At 32.7% G+C, this 22,099-nt stretch carries 22 protein-coding genes and 1 riboswitch; of the genes, 13 read left to right on the plus strand and 9 right to left on the minus strand.

Annotation, left to right across the window (positions count from 1 at the left end):
* Nucleotides 1-143: 143 nt before the first annotated feature.
* The 7 genes from F9279_RS06240 (at nt 144) to F9279_RS06270 (ending at nt 5,227) form a co-directional block, all read left to right on the plus strand.
* Nucleotides 144-698 (plus strand): PepSY domain-containing protein, encoded by a 555-nt coding sequence (locus F9279_RS06240; RefSeq protein WP_193224483.1) that lies wholly within the window; start codon nt 144-146, stop codon nt 696-698.
* Between the two features lie 128 nt (nt 699-826).
* Nucleotides 827-1,324 carry a redoxin domain-containing protein gene (locus F9279_RS06245; protein WP_152111934.1) on the plus strand — a complete coding sequence of 166 codons (498 nt, stop codon included), beginning with the start codon at nt 827-829 and terminating at the stop codon, nt 1,322-1,324.
* A gap of 207 nt (nt 1,325-1,531) precedes the next feature.
* Nucleotides 1,532-1,663: an FbpB family small basic protein gene (locus F9279_RS06250; protein WP_152111935.1), complete on the plus strand. Its 132-nt coding sequence runs from the start codon at nt 1,532-1,534 to the stop codon at nt 1,661-1,663.
* Nucleotides 1,664-1,732: 69 nt separating this feature from the next.
* Complete coding sequence (locus F9279_RS06255; RefSeq protein WP_152111936.1) at nt 1,733-1,876, plus strand: acid-soluble spore protein N; 144 nt, start codon at nt 1,733-1,735, stop codon at nt 1,874-1,876.
* A 180-nt stretch (nt 1,877-2,056) separates the two neighbouring features.
* Nucleotides 2,057-4,381, plus strand: coding sequence for an AAA family ATPase (locus F9279_RS06260; RefSeq protein WP_152111937.1), 2,325 nt, complete (start codon nt 2,057-2,059; stop codon nt 4,379-4,381).
* 91 nt (nt 4,382-4,472) lie between these two features.
* Nucleotides 4,473-4,889, plus strand: a complete 417-nt coding sequence (locus F9279_RS06265; protein ID WP_152112117.1) for an acyl-CoA thioesterase — start codon at nt 4,473-4,475, stop codon at nt 4,887-4,889.
* Between the two features lie 50 nt (nt 4,890-4,939).
* Nucleotides 4,940-5,227 (plus strand): hypothetical protein, encoded by a 288-nt coding sequence (locus tag F9279_RS06270; protein WP_152111938.1) that lies wholly within the window; start codon nt 4,940-4,942, stop codon nt 5,225-5,227.
* A 101-nt stretch (nt 5,228-5,328) separates the two neighbouring features.
* Here F9279_RS06270 and F9279_RS06275 read toward each other — a convergent pair whose 3' ends face one another.
* The 4 genes from F9279_RS06275 to plsY form a co-directional block, all read right to left on the minus strand.
* Nucleotides 5,329-5,619 (minus strand): HesB/YadR/YfhF family protein, encoded by a 291-nt coding sequence (locus tag F9279_RS06275; protein ID WP_152111939.1) that lies wholly within the window; start codon nt 5,617-5,619, stop codon nt 5,329-5,331.
* 100 nt (nt 5,620-5,719) lie between these two features.
* On the minus strand, nt 5,720-6,865 hold the full coding sequence (locus F9279_RS06280; protein ID WP_152111940.1) for a CapA family protein: 1,146 nt from the start codon (nt 6,863-6,865) through the stop codon (nt 5,720-5,722).
* A 183-nt stretch (nt 6,866-7,048) separates the two neighbouring features.
* The gene (locus tag F9279_RS06285) at nt 7,049-7,867 is read right to left on the minus strand and encodes a sensor histidine kinase (protein WP_152111941.1); all 819 of its coding nucleotides are present in this window, start codon (nt 7,865-7,867) and stop codon (nt 7,049-7,051) included.
* Between the two features lie 146 nt (nt 7,868-8,013).
* Entirely contained in the window at nt 8,014-8,616 is a 603-nt protein-coding gene (gene plsY / locus F9279_RS06290) for a glycerol-3-phosphate 1-O-acyltransferase PlsY (protein WP_152111942.1), read from the minus strand.
* Between the two features lie 225 nt (nt 8,617-8,841).
* Here plsY and F9279_RS06295 point away from each other — a divergent pair, with 225 nt between their 5' ends.
* The gene (locus F9279_RS06295; RefSeq protein ID WP_152111943.1) at nt 8,842-9,987 is read left to right on the plus strand and encodes an acyl-CoA dehydrogenase family protein; all 1,146 of its coding nucleotides are present in this window, start codon (nt 8,842-8,844) and stop codon (nt 9,985-9,987) included.
* A 54-nt stretch (nt 9,988-10,041) separates the two neighbouring features.
* Here F9279_RS06295 and F9279_RS25075 read toward each other — a convergent pair whose 3' ends face one another.
* A complete protein-coding gene (locus tag F9279_RS25075; RefSeq protein ID WP_193224484.1) occupies nt 10,042-10,212 on the minus strand; it encodes a hypothetical protein in 171 nt (56 codons plus the stop codon).
* 585 nt (nt 10,213-10,797) lie between these two features.
* Between F9279_RS25075 and F9279_RS06300 the strand changes: the two genes are divergently transcribed.
* The gene (locus F9279_RS06300; protein WP_152111944.1) at nt 10,798-11,493 is read left to right on the plus strand and encodes an SGNH/GDSL hydrolase family protein; all 696 of its coding nucleotides are present in this window, start codon (nt 10,798-10,800) and stop codon (nt 11,491-11,493) included.
* A 188-nt stretch (nt 11,494-11,681) separates the two neighbouring features.
* A complete protein-coding gene (locus F9279_RS06305; RefSeq protein WP_152111945.1) occupies nt 11,682-12,251 on the plus strand; it encodes a hypothetical protein in 570 nt (189 codons plus the stop codon).
* A gap of 230 nt (nt 12,252-12,481) precedes the next feature.
* Here F9279_RS06305 and F9279_RS06310 read toward each other — a convergent pair whose 3' ends face one another.
* The 4 genes from F9279_RS06310 to F9279_RS06325 all read right to left on the minus strand — a co-directional run bounded on the left by F9279_RS06310 (nt 12,482) and on the right by F9279_RS06325 (nt 16,404).
* Nucleotides 12,482-13,267 carry a GNAT family N-acetyltransferase gene (locus tag F9279_RS06310; protein ID WP_152111946.1) on the minus strand — a complete coding sequence of 262 codons (786 nt, stop codon included), beginning with the start codon at nt 13,265-13,267 and terminating at the stop codon, nt 12,482-12,484.
* Nucleotides 13,268-13,550: 283 nt separating this feature from the next.
* Nucleotides 13,551-14,732, minus strand: a complete 1,182-nt coding sequence (gene metC / locus F9279_RS06315) for a cystathionine beta-lyase (protein WP_152111947.1) — start codon at nt 14,730-14,732, stop codon at nt 13,551-13,553.
* A complete protein-coding gene (locus tag F9279_RS06320) occupies nt 14,729-15,850 on the minus strand; it encodes a methionine biosynthesis PLP-dependent protein (RefSeq protein ID WP_152111948.1) in 1,122 nt (373 codons plus the stop codon). Before F9279_RS06320 ends, metC begins: the two co-directional genes overlap by 4 nt.
* Before the next feature lie 144 nt (nt 15,851-15,994).
* Nucleotides 15,995-16,107, minus strand: a riboswitch (SAM riboswitch).
* A gap of 114 nt (nt 16,108-16,221) precedes the next feature.
* Nucleotides 16,222-16,404: an H-type small acid-soluble spore protein gene (locus tag F9279_RS06325; protein ID WP_152111949.1), complete on the minus strand. Its 183-nt coding sequence runs from the start codon at nt 16,402-16,404 to the stop codon at nt 16,222-16,224.
* A 488-nt stretch (nt 16,405-16,892) separates the two neighbouring features.
* Here F9279_RS06325 and F9279_RS06330 point away from each other — a divergent pair, with 488 nt between their 5' ends.
* From F9279_RS06330 to F9279_RS06340, 3 genes are all read left to right on the plus strand, one after another.
* Nucleotides 16,893-17,576 (plus strand): response regulator transcription factor, encoded by a 684-nt coding sequence (locus tag F9279_RS06330; protein WP_152111950.1) that lies wholly within the window; start codon nt 16,893-16,895, stop codon nt 17,574-17,576.
* A gap of 5 nt (nt 17,577-17,581) precedes the next feature.
* Entirely contained in the window at nt 17,582-18,952 is a 1,371-nt protein-coding gene (locus F9279_RS06335; protein WP_193224485.1) for an ATP-binding protein, read from the plus strand.
* A 307-nt stretch (nt 18,953-19,259) separates the two neighbouring features.
* Nucleotides 19,260-22,085 (plus strand): 2-oxoglutarate dehydrogenase E1 component, encoded by a 2,826-nt coding sequence (locus F9279_RS06340; RefSeq protein ID WP_152111952.1) that lies wholly within the window; start codon nt 19,260-19,262, stop codon nt 22,083-22,085.
* Nucleotides 22,086-22,099 lie beyond the last annotated feature (14 nt).

The raw sequence follows: 22,099 nt of genomic DNA on the forward strand, positions 1-22,099 counted from the left end.
TACCCTAAACGAAATTTACTATCGTATCGTTGTTTATTTCATTGTCTCTAGATGATTTCTCATGAATTTCTCATTTTACTTCTTATGCTGTCTCATTTTTAGTGGATAAGATAAGAGTATAAGAAATGAAGGAGGAATTGAAAATGAAAGAAAAATTAACAAGAGCTATAAGTGACATAAAAAAATCAAAATGGAAAAAAACTGCGCTGGGACTACTATTAGTTTGTGGGATAGGTTTTGTGGTGTTAGAAATCATGGATGAAAGAACATCATACGCTTCTAAAAACCCTATCAATAATGTATTACCATTAACAACAGAAGTTTCTAAGAATGAAGCTGTTACAATTGCAGAGGAAAATACAAATCGTTTAGTAGAAGAAGTAGATTTAGAAACAGATGAGAATGGTCAAAGAGTGTATCATGTTGAGTTCGATGATGATTTAGAGGAAATTTATATCAATTCTGAAGATGGAAATGTTATTACAAAAGCTGATATGACCAATAATATTAAAATTACTGAAGATCAAGCTAAAGAGATAGCACTTAAAGATACAGAAGGTGTTGTAACAGAATTTAGTTTAGATGAAGAGGCTGGCCAAATTATTTATGAATTGGAAGTTACACAGCAAAACGGTAATGAAGTAGATCTAGAAATCTCTGCACAAACTGGTCAAATTTTAAAAAAAGATATAGATTAAGGAGAGAAGGAAGTAAGGGTGCTCAAAAGTACTCTTGCTTTTTTTATTTAAATTATAATTTTACGCAATCAACTAATAATGAATAAGTAAATGGATAATCTATAATAAATAAAGAAAGGAGGCACATCATGAAGAAAAAATATAGCTTTTTAATCTTTATTCTTTTACTTTTCGTTCAAACAAGCCTGGTAGAATCAGCAAATAATCAAACAGGCATTGAGATAGGGGAATATGCGCCGAACTTTCAATTAAAGAACCTTGAGGGTAAAATAGTTAATCTTACCGATTATAAAGGGAAGAATATTATGTTAAATTTTTGGACAACATGGTGTCCCCCTTGCAAAAAAGAAATGCTAGATATACAACAAATTTCAAAGGAAAAGGAAAATAGTTGGGTCGTACTTGCAGTCAATATTGATGGTGGGAATGAAGCAGGAGTTAGAGAGTTCGTTCAGAGCAGGAAACTAACTTTTCCTATTCTATTAGATGAAAGAGATACAGTATCCAACCAATATCATATATTAAGTATTCCAACTACGTTTTTTATTGATAAAAACGGGAAAATAATAAATAAAGCATATACCATGTTAACATTAGAGGAAATGAGAGAAATTGTGAAGGATTAACATAGAATAAAAACATTGAAAGCGCTTTACAAATATACTTCGTCCTATTATAATAGAAATGAGGGAATGCTTGTTCATTCCTTTACGATTAATTATCAGAAAAAACACACTTTTTATAATATAATGAAATATTTTTATGTTATTGTAATAATAAATGGATTAAAAGGGAATTATGTATGTACTATTACATTTTAAAGGAGCTAAGTCATGAGAAAACCTCGTAAAAGATCATTTCAAGAACTAGTTATGGAAAATAAGATGCAATTATTAAAAGACAGAGAAGCAATTGAAAGAATTGAAGAAAGATTGGAAAATAAGCATTTAAAGAAAGTACGCTAAGGCTTGGCAATAATTACTATCATGGGATGATCACCTTCCGAGCAAAATAGTAAGGAAGGAGATGATAATATGAGTAATCCAAAAAAGGACAGTAAACATTTTGTACCTAGTCATATCGGTACGAAATCAAGAGCATTTGGTGGAAACAATGGAAAGAAAATGCAAGATACATCTGGTCAGCATCCTCAAGTAATTCAAACAAAAGGAGAGTAATACTCTCAATAAATACCGCCTATATCAGTACAAAAGGAACAAGTTGTTTGTTCTTTATACTGATATAGGCTTTATTTGTTTTCAATCAAAAAATAACAATAAAATTAACGTAATAAGACAAATATGTTAGTATTATAGGTAGAACATCCCAAATCTACTAAGTGAAGTGAAAAAATAGAAATGAAAAAGCAAGGTAAAGTTATACAAGAAGAATTGGTTCAATTAGAAACAGAATTTAATGAAAAAGGATATATCGAAGAGGAGAAAATACTTCTAGATAGGATTCAGCAGTTAGACGAGAGTAAGGATAGCTTGGAAATTTCTAAGTTATTAAGTATTGCTGCAAAATCTAGAATGGCGAAAAATAATAAAGATACCATTGCCATTGCTTGGCTTAACAAAGCTGGTGAACTAGATCCTACAAATACGGAAGCTTTAAAGTATCACTCTCAATATGATTGGAAGCAATTTAAGGATTTATTAGATCTGTTGGTTTTTCCCAATATTAGAGAGACGGACAATAGAACTGCAAAAAGAAAAATTGCAGAGCAGTATATTAATAATTGTCATACTTTCTTGACTAATATAGATGATGAGTTAGAAAAGCTATCTAAGCAAAAGGAAACAGCTTCCTTATATGCTAATGAACTAGCTATTAGTAAGTATCAAGATATGCAAGTAATTCTCGAAGAAATAATAGCTAAAACCTCTGAGCTTTTAAAATCTTCTAAAGAATATGAAGAGTCTATTAGCGGAGTGTTTCATACTTCTATTTATTATGAAAGTGTTAAAGAATTAATCGAAGAATTAACTGTTTATAAAAAGAAATGGGAAGAGCTTTTTGTAGAAGAGGATAGTGAACATAGTAATCCTTCCTCGTTAGACCAACTAAATGAAATGATTGGTCTTGACTCGGTGAAAAGAAGAGTGAAGGATTTTTATCAGTTTTTAAAATATCAAAAATCTCGGAAAAAACTTGGTTATACCATTCAAGATGAACTAAGCTTAAACATGATTTTTACTGGAAATCCTGGGACTGGAAAAACAACACTTGCAAGATTAATGGCTAAAATTTATCATGAGCTCGGAGTATTGCCAAGTGCTGAAGTGGTGGAAACAGATCGATCTCAGCTGATTGGTGGATATATGGGTCAAACAGAAGAAAATGTTAGATCTTTAGTAAAGCAAGCAGTTGGTGGAGTGTTATTCATTGATGAAGCATATAGTTTAAAGAGAGAGGGACAATCTGGCAATGATTATGGTCAAACTGCTATAGATACACTGGTTTCGTTAATGACTGGTTCAGAGTTTGGCGGTAAGTTCGCTGTTATACTAGCTGGTTACCCAGAAGAAATGAGACAATTTCTAGATGGAAATCATGGACTTAGGAGTAGATTTCCGCAATCAAATTTCATTCATTTACCAAATTATACAAGTGAAGAACTTTTAGTTATTGGTGACAAAATTGCTACGGCTAACGATTATGTTATAACAGAAGAAGGAAAAAGAGAACTGTTAAAAAGGATAGAAAAAGAGCAAGTGGATGAAAGCTTTGGTAATGCAAGAGCAGTTCAAAATATTGTGATGGATGCCATTTTTAATAAAGGCTCACGCAAGGAAAACGAAAAGGAAATTCTACAATATACGTTATTGCAGGCTCTAGATTTTGCTTGTGATGAAGAAGATAAGCAGCTTGATCCTTCGAAAGAATTAAATGAGTTAATTGGATTAAATAAAGTAAAAGAAGAAATAAAAAAAATTATAGCATTTGTTAAAATACAGCAAGCAAGACAAGCTAGCGCTAAGAGGAATTTACCGATACAGCTACATGCTGTATTTACAGGAAACCCTGGAACTGGAAAAACAACGGTTGCACAGCTTTATGCACAATTTTTAAAAGACTGTGGAATGTTAAAAAGAGGTCATTTAGTTGTAACAAGTAGAGCTGATTTTGTTGCAGGATATGTAGGACAATCTGCTATAAAAACACGAAAGAAAATTAGAGAGGCTTTGGGCGGGGTGCTTTTTATTGATGAAGCATACTCCTTATTAGGAGCTGGCGGTCAAGATTTTGGCAAAGAAGTGATTGATACCCTTGTTATGGAAATGACAAAGCATAATGAGAATTTAGTAGTGGTGCTTGCAGGTTATCCAGATCAAATTAATGAGCTACTACAAAGTAACCCAGGATTAACTTCTAGATTTAAAAAGTTTATACATTTTGCTGATTATTCCCGTGAAGAATTAATTAAAATTATGAATCAGTATGCTAATAAATTTGATTATGAGCTATCTAGTGAAGCTATTGAAGCGTTGAATAAAAAATTACCAAGTGCATCCACACAAGGTAATGGACGATTTGCAACAAACTTAATAGATGAAGCAGTACAATTACAAGCATTGCGATTAATGGAAGAAAAGGATGTAAAAGAGGAAGATTATTCCATTTTATCAGAAGTTGATATCCAAAATGTTTTGGACAATTATCTTCAACAAAAGCAATAAAATACTTATTTAACAAGGAACGCTTATTAAAAAAAGCATTAAAGTTTAAATAAGACGTTAAGGAAAAGGAAGTGCAGTTATCTTGGTATTTATGAGTTCTCGAAATATTGATTTGTATTATGCAGATACTGATATGATGGGGGTAGTATATCATGCCAACTATCTTAAGTTCTTCGAAAGAGGGAGAACAGGTTTCATTGAGGATTTAGGGTATAGTTATTTGGAGATGGAAGAGAAAGGCTACTTTGCTCCAGTATATGATGTATATGCAGTGTATAAAAAACCACTTCGATATGGAGATAAAGCAGTTGTGAAAACATGGGTGGAGTCAAATGATGGTGTGAAAACAGTCTATGGGTATCAGATTATTAATCAAGAGGAGGACATCTGTGTAGAAGGTACAACTACTCATATCATTGTTTCAAAAGATAGCTTTAAACCAAAATCTTTTAAACGAGTTTTCCCTGAATGGTTTTATAAGTATGAGGAAATTAAGAAAGTGAAATAAGTATATACTAGTAAAATTTCTATGTTTTGATAAGCGAAGGAGATTTTATAATGGCATTTGGAATTAAAAGGTCTGATGTTAAAAGATGGAAAGAAGAAATTGATCAAGGGAATATTGCCTTTTTAACTCATTACTGGTTAGATGATCGATTTCCAGGATGTAAAACCGTAACAAAGGTCGGGTGTTCGGACCTAGCGAAGCTTGCTGACTGGGGAAAACAACATGGCTTAAAAAAAGAATGGATTCATCATAGAAAAGATGGATATTCCCATTTTGATTTATTAGGAGACACACAAAAGCGAATATTAGAAAAAGAAGGAATTTCTAATACTTTATAATAATAGCCATAGATGAATGGAAGAAAATAAAAACTACCAAATGTTAATTATCATTTGGTAGTTTTTGTTTTATGAATCTCATTAGGCGAAATATAATCTTCTTAACTTGCGTAATGATATTCTGGTTCGTTTGCTACCTCATTGAAATCAGCATACAAGTCTTGGTCATCAAAATACCATAAATCTTTTTCTTCAATATAATAATGGATGCCATTTTTTTCTATGCTTACACCAATATTCACAGGTTCTTCACTCGAGATTCCTAATGAGAAACCCTGTTGTACAGTGCTGCATCCACCATAACGGGCAAAGAAGCGAACATAAGCACCTGCTTGTAACAACATTTCCTCTTTATACCACTCTGCAGCTTTATCACTAATAATTATTTTCATGTACATAACTCCTTATGCTTTTTTTTTGATTAGTATTCTTTATAACTATACCCTAATTATAAAGGAATGTTCCTTTTTATGCGAAAAATTGACTTGTAATTTACTTGATATATTGAAGCATATGATTTGTTATCTTTTCATAAATAGAGGAATCATATTTTTCTATTGCTGCCTCAGAGTCTTTTAGAGGGTGCATGATATAATTTCTCTCTGCTTCACTAGAAACAAATGTAGGATAGAAGGTTGGTTCAAGCAAGGTAATGGCTTGTCCATTTTGGTTAGTCGTTTTTTGAACGCGCACAGAGACCATTCCTCCAATATCTCTATATTCCTCATCCTGTCCAGATAAAAAGTTACCTAAAGAATAAACAACCAACCCTTTATTACCATCCTTGCCTTCTAGCCATTCCATAGGCTGTAGAACATGTGGATGACTTCCAAAGATAATATCTACTCCTTCATTAACAAGCATTTGCGCTAATTTTTTTTGGGAGGCGGAAGGATAGCGTTCGTATTCAGAGCCCCAGTGAATCCCCATTACGATTACATCAGCTTCCTTTTTTGCACGACTTATTTCTTCTTTTATTTTCTGTTCATCAATGATATTAACAATATAGTCTTTTCCTTCAGGAATTGGTATTCCGTTTAAGCCATAAGTATAAGATAGAAATGCTACTTTTATTCCACCAGAAGACAACGTAGTAACTTGTTTCTGCGCATCATGTGAAGTATACGTTCCAACATGAGGAAGGGAAATACTATCAAGATAAGAAATAGATTGCTTTTGTGCATCAACACCTCTATCTAATGAATGGTTATTAGCAGTGGTTACAATATCAATTCCAGCAGCTTTTACACTATCTGCTACTTCATGTGGACTATTAAAGCTAGGATATCCTGATAATCCTATAGATTCACCAGCAACTATCGTCTCTTGATTGGCAAGTAAGATCGTAGGTTTGTTTAATTCAGGAGTAACATTTTGAAACATCTTGTCAAAATTAAATGTATCTCCTTCTCTAGCATCATTATAGACTCTGTCGTGAATTAATATATCCCCGATACCTGCTATAGTAATTTCCTCTATTTGATCCTGTGTAAGTTCTTTTTCATGAATGTTTATGGATCTTTCAGAAAAGTTACTCGTCTTGTGAAGGCTGCTTGATTCATTCTTTAAGTAAGCCATAGTACTGAGAAAAATAACTACTATTAATAATATAAATAGGCTAATCAACTTCTTTTTCATTTTCATTCTCCTAAAACAATGGACGTATCTATTCTAGGATAACAAAAAAATACTTGTATGTAAGCAAATAGAGAAAAGTAATAGAATAAATATGTTAAGACTAGGTGAATTTTCCTACAATAAGATTGACAATGATGTCTTTTGAATATAGACAATTACATTATCTATATTCAAAAGATTATTTTAATTCTTTATAAAAGGAAGAAGTAGTTTTACTGTAGTACCTACATTCCGAGTGCTTTCCACCACTATATCTCCATTTGCTCTTTCAATTAACTTCTTACATAAAAATAATCCCATTCCATTTCCTTCTTTTTTTGAGGTTTGTAAGGGTTGGAATAACTGTTCTAATTGCTTTTCTTTCATCCCAATTCCATTATCTTTGATAGAAATCACAATAGTTTCTTGGTTTAATTCAGTCTTAATGTCTATTACTCTATTAGAATAAGATGTGATCTCATCATAGGATTCTAATGCATTCGTTATTATATTTAATAGCACTTGTTTTAGCTTGTTTTTTTCACCAATTGTGAAGAGCGTTTCATTCGTTAAGGTTGTGTGTACTTGTACATCAGAAAAATTTGCTTTTGCCATAATAATGGGAGAAATCTCCATAATAGTGTCATTAATGGCATAAGATTCAATGACTTGTTTATGATTTTTACTACATGCAAGAAATTCAGTTAGTAAATCAGAAGCACGAGAAATTTCATTTAGTGAGATATCAATATAGGAAGCTAGTGTTTGTTCCTTTATGGATTGCTTCATAAGCTGAAGAAATCCTTTAACAGTTGTTAGTGGATTGCGAACTTCATGTGTAATGCTTGATACCATTTTATTAATATTATTACTGTATGTCGTATGAAAAGTTAAATCCTCCAGTGTTTCTTCCATACTTTTTAATAATGCAGCTTGATCTTTCATGCGAATTTCAAATGCTTGCTTTAGCTGTTCAAAGGCTTCTGTAGTCAGCATTTCTTTATCTAGAGTAGATTTCTCCATCTATATTTTCTCCTTTGTCTAAAATAAACTTGGTATGGAAAAGATATGACGAATCTCTACACTTTATGACAGTTTATAGCATGAAAAAGACGAAATAAAAAAGGCAGTATCAAGGGTACTTGATACTGCCTAGTTTTAAATCAAAATTACAACCAGCTTATTTTAGGTTCTGTTTTATTCATAATTCTTTTAATATTAGCTCGATGACGATAAATGACAAAAATAGTTAATAAGGCCATGATTACCATCAATAATTTATCATCCCATAATATAAGGGTATAAATAAATCCACATATTCCTGCAATCATGGAAGATAATGAAACATACTTGGATATGTATAGAGCAAGGAAGAAAACAGCCAGGATAATGATAAATAGTAACGGCTCGTGTCCAAGCAGAATTCCAGCTGAAGTAGCAACAGCTTTACCACCTTTGAATCCAGCAAAAATAGGATACATATGACCAATAACGGCAAAAACTCCAAATATGAGAGGATTTATATTAATCTCTATTCCCCATAATGAGGTAACGATTAATGGAAGTAAGCAAGCTAAGGTTCCTTTTAATATGTCAGAGATGGTAACAGCAAATCCAGCTTTTTTGCCTAATACACGAAAAGTATTAGTGCCTCCAAGATTCCCACTTCCATGTTCTCTTATATCTTTATTGTAAAATGCTTTACCTATAATTAAACCCGAGGGAATAGATCCGAGTAGATAAGCTAGTACAATTAATAGTCCAATAATCATTGTTTTTAGCTCCTTCATAATATGTAAAAATATAATTCGCTCATATATTGTATCATGTATTAGAAGAAACTCATCATTTTTTCAAAAAAAAATACTGATTATCACCTAATTATATGCTATTTACAAAAAAGATTTAGATTTAAAGAGCTATTACTTATCAGCCTATTTAATAAATGCTAATATGAAATAAATGACTTACTAGTGAATGATGTGGAGGATGAGAAGATGAAAACTCTATTGAATAATGATGACTTGGAACATCGGTTGGACATACTTAGTGAAATGGCAAAAAACTTTGCAAGGAGAGCAAAAGAGGTGGATGAAAGCAGCTCCTTTCCATATGAAAATATGAAAGAGTTAAAACAGTCTGGATACACCACTTTATCCATTCCCAAAACATATGGTGGAAAGGAAATATCCTTATATGAGTTAGTTCGGTTCCAAGAGGTCATTGCACAAGGAGATGGTGCAACTGCACTATCAATAGGATGGCATATGGGGGTTGTCAGAAATATAAACGAAGCGGATTGGGACGAATCAGTTAAAGTAGAAGTTTATAAGCAATTGGTGGAAGGAGCACTCATAAATAGTGCTGCAACAGAACCTCAAACAGGTAGCCCAACAAGAGGGGGGAAGCCGCAAACTGTAGCTACTAAGAAACAAGATACATGGGTTATAAATGGTCATAAATCTTTTACAACGATGTCACCTGTGCTTGATTATTTTTTAGTAACAGCATCTATTGAAGGTTCTAATGATGTCGGTAATTTCCTTATACCAAAAGATTCTAATGGAATTCAAATAGAAGAAACATGGGATAGTATTGCTTTAAAGGGAACAGGAAGTCATGATGTGTTTTTTCATGACGTAATTATTCCAGATAGATACTTTGTTGAAAAAGTAAGCAAAAATAAAAAGATAAATCCTTGGTTACTTCATATACCAGCCTGTTATCTTGGTATTGCAGGTGCTGCTCAAAGAGAAGCAGTTCAATTTGCAAATTCCTACTCTCCTAACAGTATTAATGGAACAATAGCCACAATCCCAAGTGTAAGAACGAAAGTGGGAGAAATGGAATTGAAGATGCAAGTAGCTAAACACTTCTTATATTCAGTATGTAAAAAATGGGATTGTGCTGATACAGATCAACAAGCTATTCTATTACCTGAATTAAGTGCGGCAAAGTTATTTGTCACTAATACTGCCATTGAAGTAGTAGATGTAGCAATGAGAATAGTTGGTGCTAGAAGCTTATCAGCTAAAAGTCCGCTACAAAGATATTATCGAGATGTAAGAGCAGGTTTACATAATCCCCCGATGGATGATATGACCATAGAGCAACTTGCTAATAAGTCCTTCTCAGAATTTTAATAAAAAATAGAGTTGCCATGTCTATTATGATTGATTGGCAACTCTTATTGTATCTTAACTAGCTTTATCCCATTCTTTCTTTTTCTTTCTCGTCTGATATACCTCTTTTATTTTACTTTCCCATTTGAATGGTCCATTAAAAAACCTTTTTAAACCGAGAATTACTGTTTCTTCCACAATGATAAGACTGACGATAGTAATACCTATAAAAGTAATTATGTTCATCACACCTTTACTTGTGTTAAGATTTCATCCAATAAGTACCAATTCTATTTAATGAAGTCATTTTCCTTTAATTTTATGAAATCAATAAGAAAAAAGACTTTATTAGCTGGTAATAAAATGAAAATTGATAATATTTATGTAATCAATCCTTTGAAGAAGAGGATATACCGCTATAAAACGGTGCTTTCAAAGAGCTAAACATTTTATTTTTTCTAGCATTCTCTATGTCTCTGTTCGTGCATTTCTTATTAGCACAGGTGTAGGTAAAGTTTTGTTCCTGGTTATATATTGAAAATAATTTTTCAAATCAGCGAGAATACGCTTACATTTCGAGTTGGCTAACATAGTATATAGTAAAATAATAGTATGTTAGGAGAATGGAATATGATTTTTGAACAGCTTCCTTTTTTGGTTTGGATATTATATTACCTATTTTATATCATCACAATACCTAATGGGTAAGGATAAACGTTTATATATTTATCTATAAAAAACCTATTTTCGCTCCAATTAACCTATTTTAAGACCGTTTTTTATCTAAATTTATATAATGAAATAAAGAGCGTATGAAAAGTAGGGATAATTATGAAGATTATTTGTTTTGGAGATAGCTTAACTAGAGGTGTTACCTATGTGAAAGGGAGAGTGAGAATTCTAAAAGAAAATTATCCTGCTCTCCTCGAAAGAAAGTTATTATCCTCTTACTCAGAAGACCTCGTTATTCTAAATAAGGGAGTTTTTAATGATAACTCTCATTTATTAATAAAGCGATTGGAAAAAGATGTGATTTCACATAAACCAGACTATGTACTAATAAATATAGGAGGGAATGACTGTAATTTTAACTGGCCTGAAGTTGTAAAGGACCCTAACAACTCTCATATGCCTATCGTTTCGATTCATGATTACTTAGCGAATGTAAGGAAAATAATCACAACGCTTAAAGAATTCAATATTAAACCGGTCATTATCACATTACCTCCTCTTAATCCTGTAAAATACTATAAGTTTCTTGCAAGTCAAAATGGGACAAGTATTAGTCATTGGATTTGTTCTTGCGGCGGCATTGAGTATTGGCATAGCTTATATAACACTCATTTAAATAGCTTAATAAAGGAACTGCACTTAGAGTGTATTGACATTCGTGAGGGATTGATGAAAGTTGTTGATTATCAGGAGTTATTTAGTGAGGATGGTATTCATTTAAATCAACAAGGATACAATGAAATGAGCGAAATTATTTATACGAATTTAGAAAAAATAATTCATACTAACTCATAGGGAATTCTATTGATCAATTAAAGGGCACTGAGAAACACATTTTTAGTGTCCCTAATCGGACTTAGTATCCATCCGTCCTTTTAATATTTTGTTATTGGAATAAAAAGTTTCTTCAAATTTTTGTATAATTACTATATGATGGAAGTAACAAACTTGTTATAACTAGGTAGATTTCGGAGGAAGAACACATGAGTACCATGTATGAAAAGATAATAGAGGTTTTAGAAAAACAAGGACCAACTAATCTTGTAAACTTATATGAAGAGTTAAATAGACAATGTAAAGATAGAGACCATCAAGAATCCACCATAGCTATGTCATCTATTAAGTCCGTGTTATCACGAAAAAAAGATTTATTTCATGTAAATGAAGATATTGTTTCCATTAATCCCGAAAAAGAAATTAAAAAACTAATTATAGAATATAGAAAAAATTCATACCAGACTTTTAGTATTCATATTGATTTTTTTAGAGAATCATATGTTATACAAGAATGGAGTCTTCGTCGAATAGTGTCACCACCAGTTTTTAAGAATGTTCAGCCAGAGCAATATAAATTATTAAAAAGAGACCTGTATCGCTTAAAAGTATGGGATTGGGAAAAGGAGAATATCATAGATGCTGCCTTTATCATACACTTACAAACACTAAATTCTACTTATACTTACAAAAGTCATGAGCTAGAAACAGATAAATGGAAGCAAATGAAAAAAATTCTCTCTATTTTTACTGACTTAGATCGCTTAAATAGTATCTAGAAAAATAAATGAGATAACAGTAACTAAAAAGATTAAAGAAATCCTTTAAGATAGCAGGATTGTCGTTGTGGATAGTACATTTTCCATGGATTACAATAAGTGGCAATCTTATTGTTCCTTTCATTGTGTATATTCCTCTCCTATTCTCCAAAAAAGCAAAATCATTTTTTCAAGATAAAAATGATTTTGCTTTTAACTGCTTGGATACTCCTAGCTATCCCATTTAAAGCTTATGATCTGTGCATTGTCCATAATCCAATATCCTTAAAACCAATTTTTTTATATAGTTTCCCTGCATTTGGATTGTCGTAAAATAAGCATACATAATTCTTTTCTTTAAGCACTTCATTTACAAGTGCTTTCATTACCTTACTTGCTAAGCCTTGATTGCGATAGTCTTTATGGGTGCAAACTCCTACAATCATCGCAGATTGAGAATTTTCTGCTGTAGTAGAAGCAACAGAAAGTAATTCTTTGTTTTCTCCCTCTATATAAAAACTTCTACCCGTCTTTGTTTCAAATGCTTTCTGTTTCATTGCTTTTCTATCTTCTGAAGGATGAAATTCATCAATGGAATCTTCTAGTTTAATAATTCTTGAAATGTCCTCTATAGAAGCAATTTCAACTTCATCAAAAGAAGGTGATGAGATGGAATCACATTGAGCAAAATAGGTGATTTTTTTTGCTCCTAAATATAGGTCACTTTGATTTTCAAACCTTTCAATAAGTTCTGTTTTTCCAGAAAGCTGTATAGGTTGTTTTCCTTGTTTTAAAAGAGTAGAAAATCCTTCAACATCGAAATTATCTTTGTCTTGACTATAGAATATGTAACTATCATAGAATTTAAGTAAAACGGCCGTTAATTCATTATTCCGCCATTCTCCCCATAACTTTTGGAAAGATGTATCATACCCAAATGCTTCTATATCCCCGATAATAAAAAGATTGATAGATGCCTCTTTTAATAAAAAGGGAAACAAGGAATCATGATCTTGTTTCGTTAACTGTCTTATCATTACAATACCCACTTTCATTTATATTAATTGTTAGTGTAACATAATGAATTACTATATAATAGGGAAAATTTTGAATTTTTGAAGTGGAGTATTAAAGGGGGGAATCGGATGTATCAGGCAACTTGTAGTAGGAGGGAGAGAAAGTAGCTATCCACAATAGGAAGAAGTTTTACCCTAATAAAACAGAGCTTGAAGGGGCACTTCAAAGCTCTGTTCAGGATAATGGAATATTTGTTTACATAATAAGGTTGCTATCTAGAATTCTATAAATCTGTGATTAGATTTACTTGATAGTTTCACCTAAGTGTAATTCAGCTGTTTTCTGTAATGCTTGCTCAAAATCTTGGATAAGATCCTGAGGATTTTCTAATCCAACAGAAAGACGCAGAAGAGAATTAGTTATCCCGCGTTCTTGTCTTGCACTTGGGTCCATTGCAGCATGTGACATTTTGGCAGGATAAGAGAGAATAGATTCAACTGCACCTAAGCTAACAGCAAAAACGGGTAGCTTCACATGCTCAACAAAGGTTCTCATTACCTCCTCATTATGTAACTCAAAGGAGAAAACAGCACCTGGACTTTTTGCTTGTTTTGTTTGAATTTCAAATTGAGGATGATCTTCAAATCCAGGATAATATACGTTTTTTATTAATGGGTGATTACGTAAGTATTCAGCTACTAATCTTGCAGCCTCACAAGAATGCTTCATTCTAACATGTAATGTTTTGATTCCTCTTAATAGCAACCAGCAATCTTGCACACCTAAGACAGCACCAAAGGAATTCTGTAAAGACCATAATCTTTCTCCAAGTTTCTCGTCTTTAACTACTGCTACACCTGCAATTACATCGCTATGTCCAGATAAAAACTTTGTAGCACTATGTAATACAATATCTGCACCTAAGTTCAAGGGCTTTTGTAAGGCAGGTGTTAAAAAGGTATTATCCACGAATGTTAATGCATCATGCTTTTTAGCTAGTTTGCTAATAGCTTCGATATCCGTTACTTTTAAAAGTGGATTAGAAGGTGTTTCAATATAAAATAATGCCGTATTAGGTAAGATAGCTTTTTCTACCTCATCAATGTTTGTCATATCTACGAATGTATGTTCAATACCAAATCTATTTAGAACAGTAGTAACCATTCGATAGGTTCCTCCATATACATCCTCAGAAATAATAACATGATCTCCTTGAGAAAGTAGTAGGAAGGCTGTAGAGATTGCTGCCATTCCTGAAGAAAAAGCAAATGCTCTAGAGCCGTCTTCTAAATCTGCTACTACTTCTTCTAACGCTTCTCTTGTTGGGTTTAAGCTTCTACTATAATCATATTTTCCAAATTTATCGATATCCTTTTGATGAAAGGTGGATGCATGCTGAATAGGAACACTAACAGCACCAGTTTCTGGATCAAATTTATGTTTGTTATGAAGTAGCTTTGTTTCAAAGGAATATTCAGAACTCATATTGTTACCTCCCTTGCAATACCTTTAGAGATAGAAAAAGCTTTATCTAGATCTTTAATTAAATCATTTGCATTTTCGATTCCTACGGAGAAGCGTAATAAGCGATTACAGACTCCGTTTTCTATTCTAATTGCTTCAGGTATATCTGCATGTGTTTGAGTTGCAGGATAAGTAATAAAGCTCTCTACACCACCAAGACTTTCAGCAAAGGAAATTAATGTTAAGCTTTGTAGAAATGGATTTACCCATGTTTCATCCTGAATACGGAAGGAAATCATTCCACCTCTGCCTGGATAAAGCACATCCGTTACAGCGCTATTTTCTTCAAGAAAAGCACAAAGAATTTTAGCATTCTCTTCATGTTTTTCCATTCTCAACGCTAAAGTTTTCATCCCTCTCATTAATAACCAGGAATCAAATGGACTTAGCACAGCTCCAGCTGAATTATGGTGAAGAGCTAATTCATCGCAAATTTCTTTGCCTTTTGCAACAATTAACCCAGCTAATACATCATTATGTCCACCCAAATATTTTGTGGCACTATGAATAACAATATCAGCTCCAAGACGAATTGGTTGTTGAATGATTGGAGTATAGAAAGTATTATCAACAATAAGAAGGATATTGTTTTCTTTTGCTATGGAAGCAACTTCATTTATATCTGCTTGTTCCATTAGAGGATTAGTTGGTGTTTCAAGAAAGATAGCTTTTGTATGCTCCGAAATGGCTGATTGTAGTTCCTCACTACACGAAGTATCGATATAAGTACACTTTAATCCCCATTTTTTAAAACCTTGCTCTAATAATCGGTAAGTACCTCCATATAAATCTTTGGAAATAATCCATTCATCTCCACTTTGAAAAAGAGAAAGTATAGTTTGGATAGCCGCCATTCCAGAGCTACATGCAAAACCACGATCTCCACCTTCAAGGTCTGCGATTGCCTTTTCTAAAATCTCTCTTGTAGGGTTACCAGTTCGCGTATAATCATATCCTGTAGATTCACCAATTCCAGCATGGCGGTAAGCAGTGGAGAAATAAACAGGTGGATTAACACTTCCTGTCGTTGTTTCACTTCTATTTCCAATTTGAGCTAATTTTGTTTCTACATTATACATTTATAACACTCCTTATTCTTATTTACTTAACACAGTTACTTTTCAAAGAGAGGTAGAGAAAGAAGGGGATGTCAAAAGCTATAGAAATAAAAAAGTCTCCTTCGTTTTAAGAAGAAGACTTTTAGACTGTAAGCTTAGCCGTTCTTCTTATCTCTCAAGCATCCAGCTTGATGGAATTAGCACCTTTTCAGCTAATATTGCACTGAAGGTTGCTGAGGTTTCTTCGGGCCATTTCCCTCTACCTCTCTGGATAAGAACTCCTATGTAATTGTGTATAAATTTACTATATATTCACAAATATAGCAACCATTATTTTTTGAATTCTTTATAAATTCGTTCATATTGGCATTTTTAGAGTATTATAATTTTTGTTAAAATTCTTCAATTAATTGAAAAACATCTACATCCATTTCGTGATCAGGATTGGTTTTAGTATAGATTCGTGCCACTTTAGATTTTTCATCCACATTTTGAATGATTACTTTCTCTCCTTGATAACTAACATCAATAATCTCAGCTGCATTCATTATTTCAATTGCTCTTCCAATATTCATTATTATCCTCCTAAATATACCCGTTCTCAAGCTCCCTTATTTAATCCATTATAAATTTGAGAGTATGTACAAGTTTCTATCTATATAATTGGTAAATTTTAAGAAATTTATGCCCATTTTTTTCTTCTCATTAAATTTTAATGATTCTTTCATGCAATTTTCGAAACAGAGGTATACATTAATTTTATTAGTTAAGCACTTTGAACAATGGGGAAAAGGTATTTATCTTGTAAACAAGGACTTATATATTAGGGAGAGATGAATCATGCATTATTTACGAGTAGCAATGATTATTTTTAGTTCTTTAACAGCAGCATCTTTATTTGGATTTCAAATTGTGGAAATGACACATTCTATCATGGACTCCATCTTTCAAAAAAAATAAGGTTAAGATCCCAATAGTCTTTTATGATTAATCTAAAGGCTATTGGGATTATGTCTTTTTTCATGTTAGAATAAAGGCTATCTTAATTTGTGAGCGTGATAAAATGAAAAAAATACTTATTATTGAAGATGAAAAAAATCTAGCTCGATTTATTGAATTGGAGCTTAAATATGAAGGATATGATACAGAAGTATTAAGCGATGGTAGAAGTGGGTTGAATAAGGCTATTGCAGAAGACTGGGATGTTATTCTTTTAGACTTAATGCTGCCTGAATTAAATGGATTAGAAGTTTGTAGGAGAATTCGGCAAACTAAAAATACCCCTATATTAATGATAACAGCAAGAGATAGTGTGTTAGATAGAGTAGCTGGATTAGATAGTGGGGCAGATGATTATTTAATTAAACCTTTTGCAATAGAAGAGCTATTAGCAAGGCTTCGAGCACTTTTTCGTAGATTTGAATCCAGTTCAGAGCAAAAAGAGCACCATTTAACAAGATTAACGTTTAAAGATCTAACATTAGAGTTAGAATCGCATATTGCCAAAAAAGGGAATGACAATTTGTCCCTCACCAAGAGAGAGTATGACCTTTTAAATATGTTTATGTCTAATATCAATATTGTTCTTACGCGAGAGGTGTTATTAGATAAAATTTGGGGTTATGAATCAGAGGTAGAGACAAATGTTATTGATGTATATGTTAGATATTTAAGAAATAAGATTGACCCTACAGGAAGTATGAATTACATAGAAACGGTAAGAGGCATAGGGTATGTGATGAGATGAGAATAATGAATAAATTTAATTTGTTACCATGGAAATGGAAATTAACACTTGGTCTATCTGTTTGCATCTTTTTAACATACTCTGTTTTTTCCTTTTTTGAATTCCATATGGTTTCATCTTGGTTGCAAAATCAAGAAGAAGAAGATGTGAAACAAACCATGAATCAGGTTATAGAAGAACTAAAGGGGAATATGGGAGAAAACGAAAAGAACAATGAATTGCTGTTAGAAAAACTTAATTCTCATGATCAACTAATTCGAGTATTAGATGAAAAGGGGCAAGTTGTCTTTTCTATATTAGATGGCAGCTTTAGCACGATAGAACCTAATGCTTTATTTAAAGATAAACAAATTCACTATATTACAATAGGTGAGCAGAAATCCTTAGTTTATAGTGAAGAAGTTACTTTTGATTCTTTTAAAGGCAGTGTAGAAATAATACGTTCCTTGCAATCCTTTCAAAAAGTAAGAGAGCATCTAGCTGTTGCAATGAGTTTATTCGCCATTGCGGCATTACTTATTTGTGCCATAATAGGCTATTTCATTTCACATTTACTATTAAAGCCATTAAACTCCATGACAAATACTATGAAGAATATTCAACAAACTGGTTTTAAAGAAAGAATGAATGTGTATCCTCAAAAGGATGAAATATCCGAGCTTTCTACGATTTTTAATGAAATGATGGATGTATTAGAAAATTCCTTTCAGCAGCAGAAACAATTTATTGAAGACGCTTCCCATGAATTGAGAACCCCAGTTTCTATTCTTGAGGGACATTTATCGATGTTAAACAGATGGGGAAAGAACAATCAAGAAATATTAGAAGAGTCCTTACAAGCTTCTACTGAAGAAGTGGCCAAGTTAAAAAAATTAATTATTTCCCTTTTAGATTTATCTAAACTAGGTCAAAATACCATTAAATCTGACTTATCTTCCAATAGATTAAAAGAGATAATCGAACAAACTATAAGAGACTTTAAGATGCTTAATGAAAACTTTCAATTTAAAGTGCATTTAGAATCCTTAAGCTTACAAAAAATATCGGAACAACACTTTCAACAAATTATCACTATTTTACTAGATAATGCGACTAAGTATTCTTTTCAGCAAGGAACTATAAAGGTTCATACTTACGAAATTGATTCTTATTTCTTTCTAGAAATTACGGATCAAGGATTTGGAATTGCAAAAGAAGATTTAGAAAAAGTATTTGATCGATTTTATCGAGTGGATAAAGCAAGAAGCAGGGAACGTGGAGGTACTGGACTGGGCTTATCTATTGCTAAGAAGTTGGTAGAAGCTTATGAAGGCTCCATTAGAATGGAAAGTGAATTAGGAAGAGGTACGAAAGTATTAGTTCGCTTCAGGATTTAATATATGGAGAATAAGGAAGGCTTTGTGATTTTTAAGGAAAAATAATCACGAAGCCTTCCTATTTTCATTGTCATGCTGTTGTTAATACATGCATAAAATTTTAAGAAAGTAAGTGAAAAATTTTTTAATAAGGCAGAAATAAAAAAATTTTTAATTTTTTTACGGTATTTATATGTAAAACTTTTGATGGTGCATTTAAAGCATGATAGAATATAAAATGTAAACGTTTTATTTTTTGCTTGAAAGTGTAAAGTTCAATTAAAATGGGAATATAAAGATGATAATAATTATGGTGGAGGGAAATTTCATGGGAAAGCCATCTGACGGTACTGTCTCATACCAACCGAAGTTTTACGGTCCTAATTTAGGGCTTGTAATGGAACTTTATGATCAATATGTAGAGGATCCTTTTTCGGTAGAGGAGGATATAAGAAACCATTTTGATCAATGGGGTGCTCCAACAGAAATAAATCAACAACAAGAGTCAAATTATTTATCTTTAGAAAGTACTGTTCAAGTAGAAAAGATTATTGCTGCCATTACATTAGTCAATAAAATACGAGGCTATGGACACTTGGCTGCAGATATTTATCCGCTGCAAGATCATGAACGAGAGCATAATTTATTTGATTTATCCAATTTTCAATTAACACAAGAAGATTTAATGAAAATACCGGCACATCTTATTTGCCCAGATGCTCCGAAGCACATTGTTAATGGGCTTGACGCAATAAATTATTTAAAAGATATTTATACAAAAACGATTGCTTTTGAATTTTATCATGTTAACGATATAAAGGAAAAAAATTGGCTACAGAAGAAAGTGGAATCAGGAAGCTTAAAACTATCTTGTCATAATGAATTAAAGAAAAAATTATTAAAAAGAGTAATAGAAGTGGAAGAGTTTGAAAAGTTTCTACATAAAACTTATGTTGGTCAAAAAAGGTTCTCTATTGAAGGACTTGATACGATGGTCCCATTATTAGATGAAGTTATTTCTGCTTCTGTTATTAACGGAGCGAAAAACATTAATATTGGAATGGCCCATCGTGGAAGGTTGAATGTATTAGCACATGTCTTAGAGAAACCATATGAAATCATTTTTTCAGAGTTTCAACATGCTCCAAATAAAAGATTGGTTCCATCCGAGGGCTCAATAGGTATTAGTTTTGGTTGGACAGGAGATGTGAAGTACCACTTAGGCTTAGATAGACAAATTAAAGCGAATAGTACTTCAAAGGTGCGATTAACCTTAGCTAATAATCCAAGTCACTTGGAATTTGTAGGGGCAGTAGTAGAAGGGTTTACACGCGCTTCACAGGATGACCGAACGAAGCCAGGTTTTCCTGAAGAAAATCAGGATAAGTCAGTTGCTATTTTAATTCATGGTGATGCTGCTTTTCCTGGTCAAGGAATTGTCTCTGAAACCTTAAACTTAACAGGATTAAAAGGATACCGTACAGGTGGGACTATTCATATTATAGCAAACAATACCATTGGGTTTACGACAGAATCTAGTGATTCTCGCTCTACAAGATATGCAAGTGATCTTGCTAAAGGCTTTGAAATTCCTATTATCCATGTAAATGCAGATGATCCTGAAGCCTGTATGAAAGCAGCTAAGCTTGCTAGTGAGTACCGAGCAACATTTAAAAAGGATTTTTTAATTGATTTAATAGGATATCGTAGATTTGGTCACAATGAAATGGATGAACCTATGACAACCAATCCATTGATGTACCAGTTAATCCATAATCACCCAACAATAACAGAGGTTTATGGAGAAAAGCTCTTAATGGAAAAGATAGTAAATAGGCAGGAAATAACAGCTGTAAGGGAAGATATTGTAAATAAATTAAAAAAAGCACATGAAGTAGTTCCTAAGAAAAAAGAGGAGCCAACAATCACCAATCCACCAAATTCTGTAGAAAGACAGTTACCTAGAATCGATACATCTGTTTCTACGAAAAGATTAACAGAAATAAGTAAAGGATTAGTGGCATTTCCTGATCAGTTTCAAGTGTTTGATAAATTAGTGAAAATTTTAAAACGTAGAGAAGACTCTTTCTATACAGAAGGAAAAATTGACTGGTCATTAGCAGAAACACTTGCTTTTGCTTCTATATTAGAAGATGGAACACCTATCCGATTATCTGGACAGGATTCACAAAGAGGAACCTTTGCGCACCGAAATATTATGTTACATGATCATCAGACTGGAAAACAATATTCACCTTTACATACACTGTCTAGTGCTAATGCTTCATTTGCTGTCCATAACAGTCCTTTATCAGAAGGATCTGTACTAGGCTTTGAATATGGATACAATGTATTTGCTCCCGAAACATTAGTATTATGGGAGGCTCAATTCGGTGATTTTGCAAATGCTGCACAAGTTATTTTTGATCAATTTATCGCTGCAGGGAGAGCGAAGTGGGGACAAAAATCAGGATTAGTCATGCTGTTGCCACATGGGTATGAGGGGCAAGGACCAGAGCATTCTAGCGCAAGATTAGAAAGATTTTTAACGCTTGCAGCGGAGAATAACTGGACTGTCGCTAATCTTTCATCTTCTGCTCAGTATTTTCATATTTTAAGAAGACAGGCTGCAATATTAACGAAAGAAGAAGTTCGACCACTTGTTATCATGACACCAAAAAGTTTATTAAGAAATGTTGATGTTGCTTCTTCTCTTTCTTCCTTTACAGAAGGAATTTTTGAGTCTGTTTTAGAAGAAGACACAGGGGAGAACTTTAATAGTGTCAAACGTTTAGTTTTATCCACTGGTAAAATGGCTATGGATCTTCATCAAGCACTTAAAAATAAAGAAGATGTAAATCATATACATCTTGCTAGAATCGAAGAATTATATCCATTTCCAGAAGAACGGCTACAAGAAATTATTAATCGTTTTCCTTCATTAGAAGAAGTGCTATGGGTACAAGAGGAACCAAAAAATATGGGCGCTTGGACTTTTATGGAGCCGAGATTAGAAAAACTTACTTCACCACTTGTTAAGGTGGAATATGTAGGTAGAAGAAGAAGATCTAGCCCTGCCGAAGGGGATCCAAATGTACATCGTAAAGATCAAGCTAGAATAATTGAAGAGGCATTGAGTTCGAGTTCGCAATGAATTATTTTGAGGGG

This window comes from Bacillus sp. B1-b2, assembly GCF_009183415.1.
GTDB lineage: Bacteria > Bacillota > Bacilli > Bacillales > Cytobacillaceae > Niallia.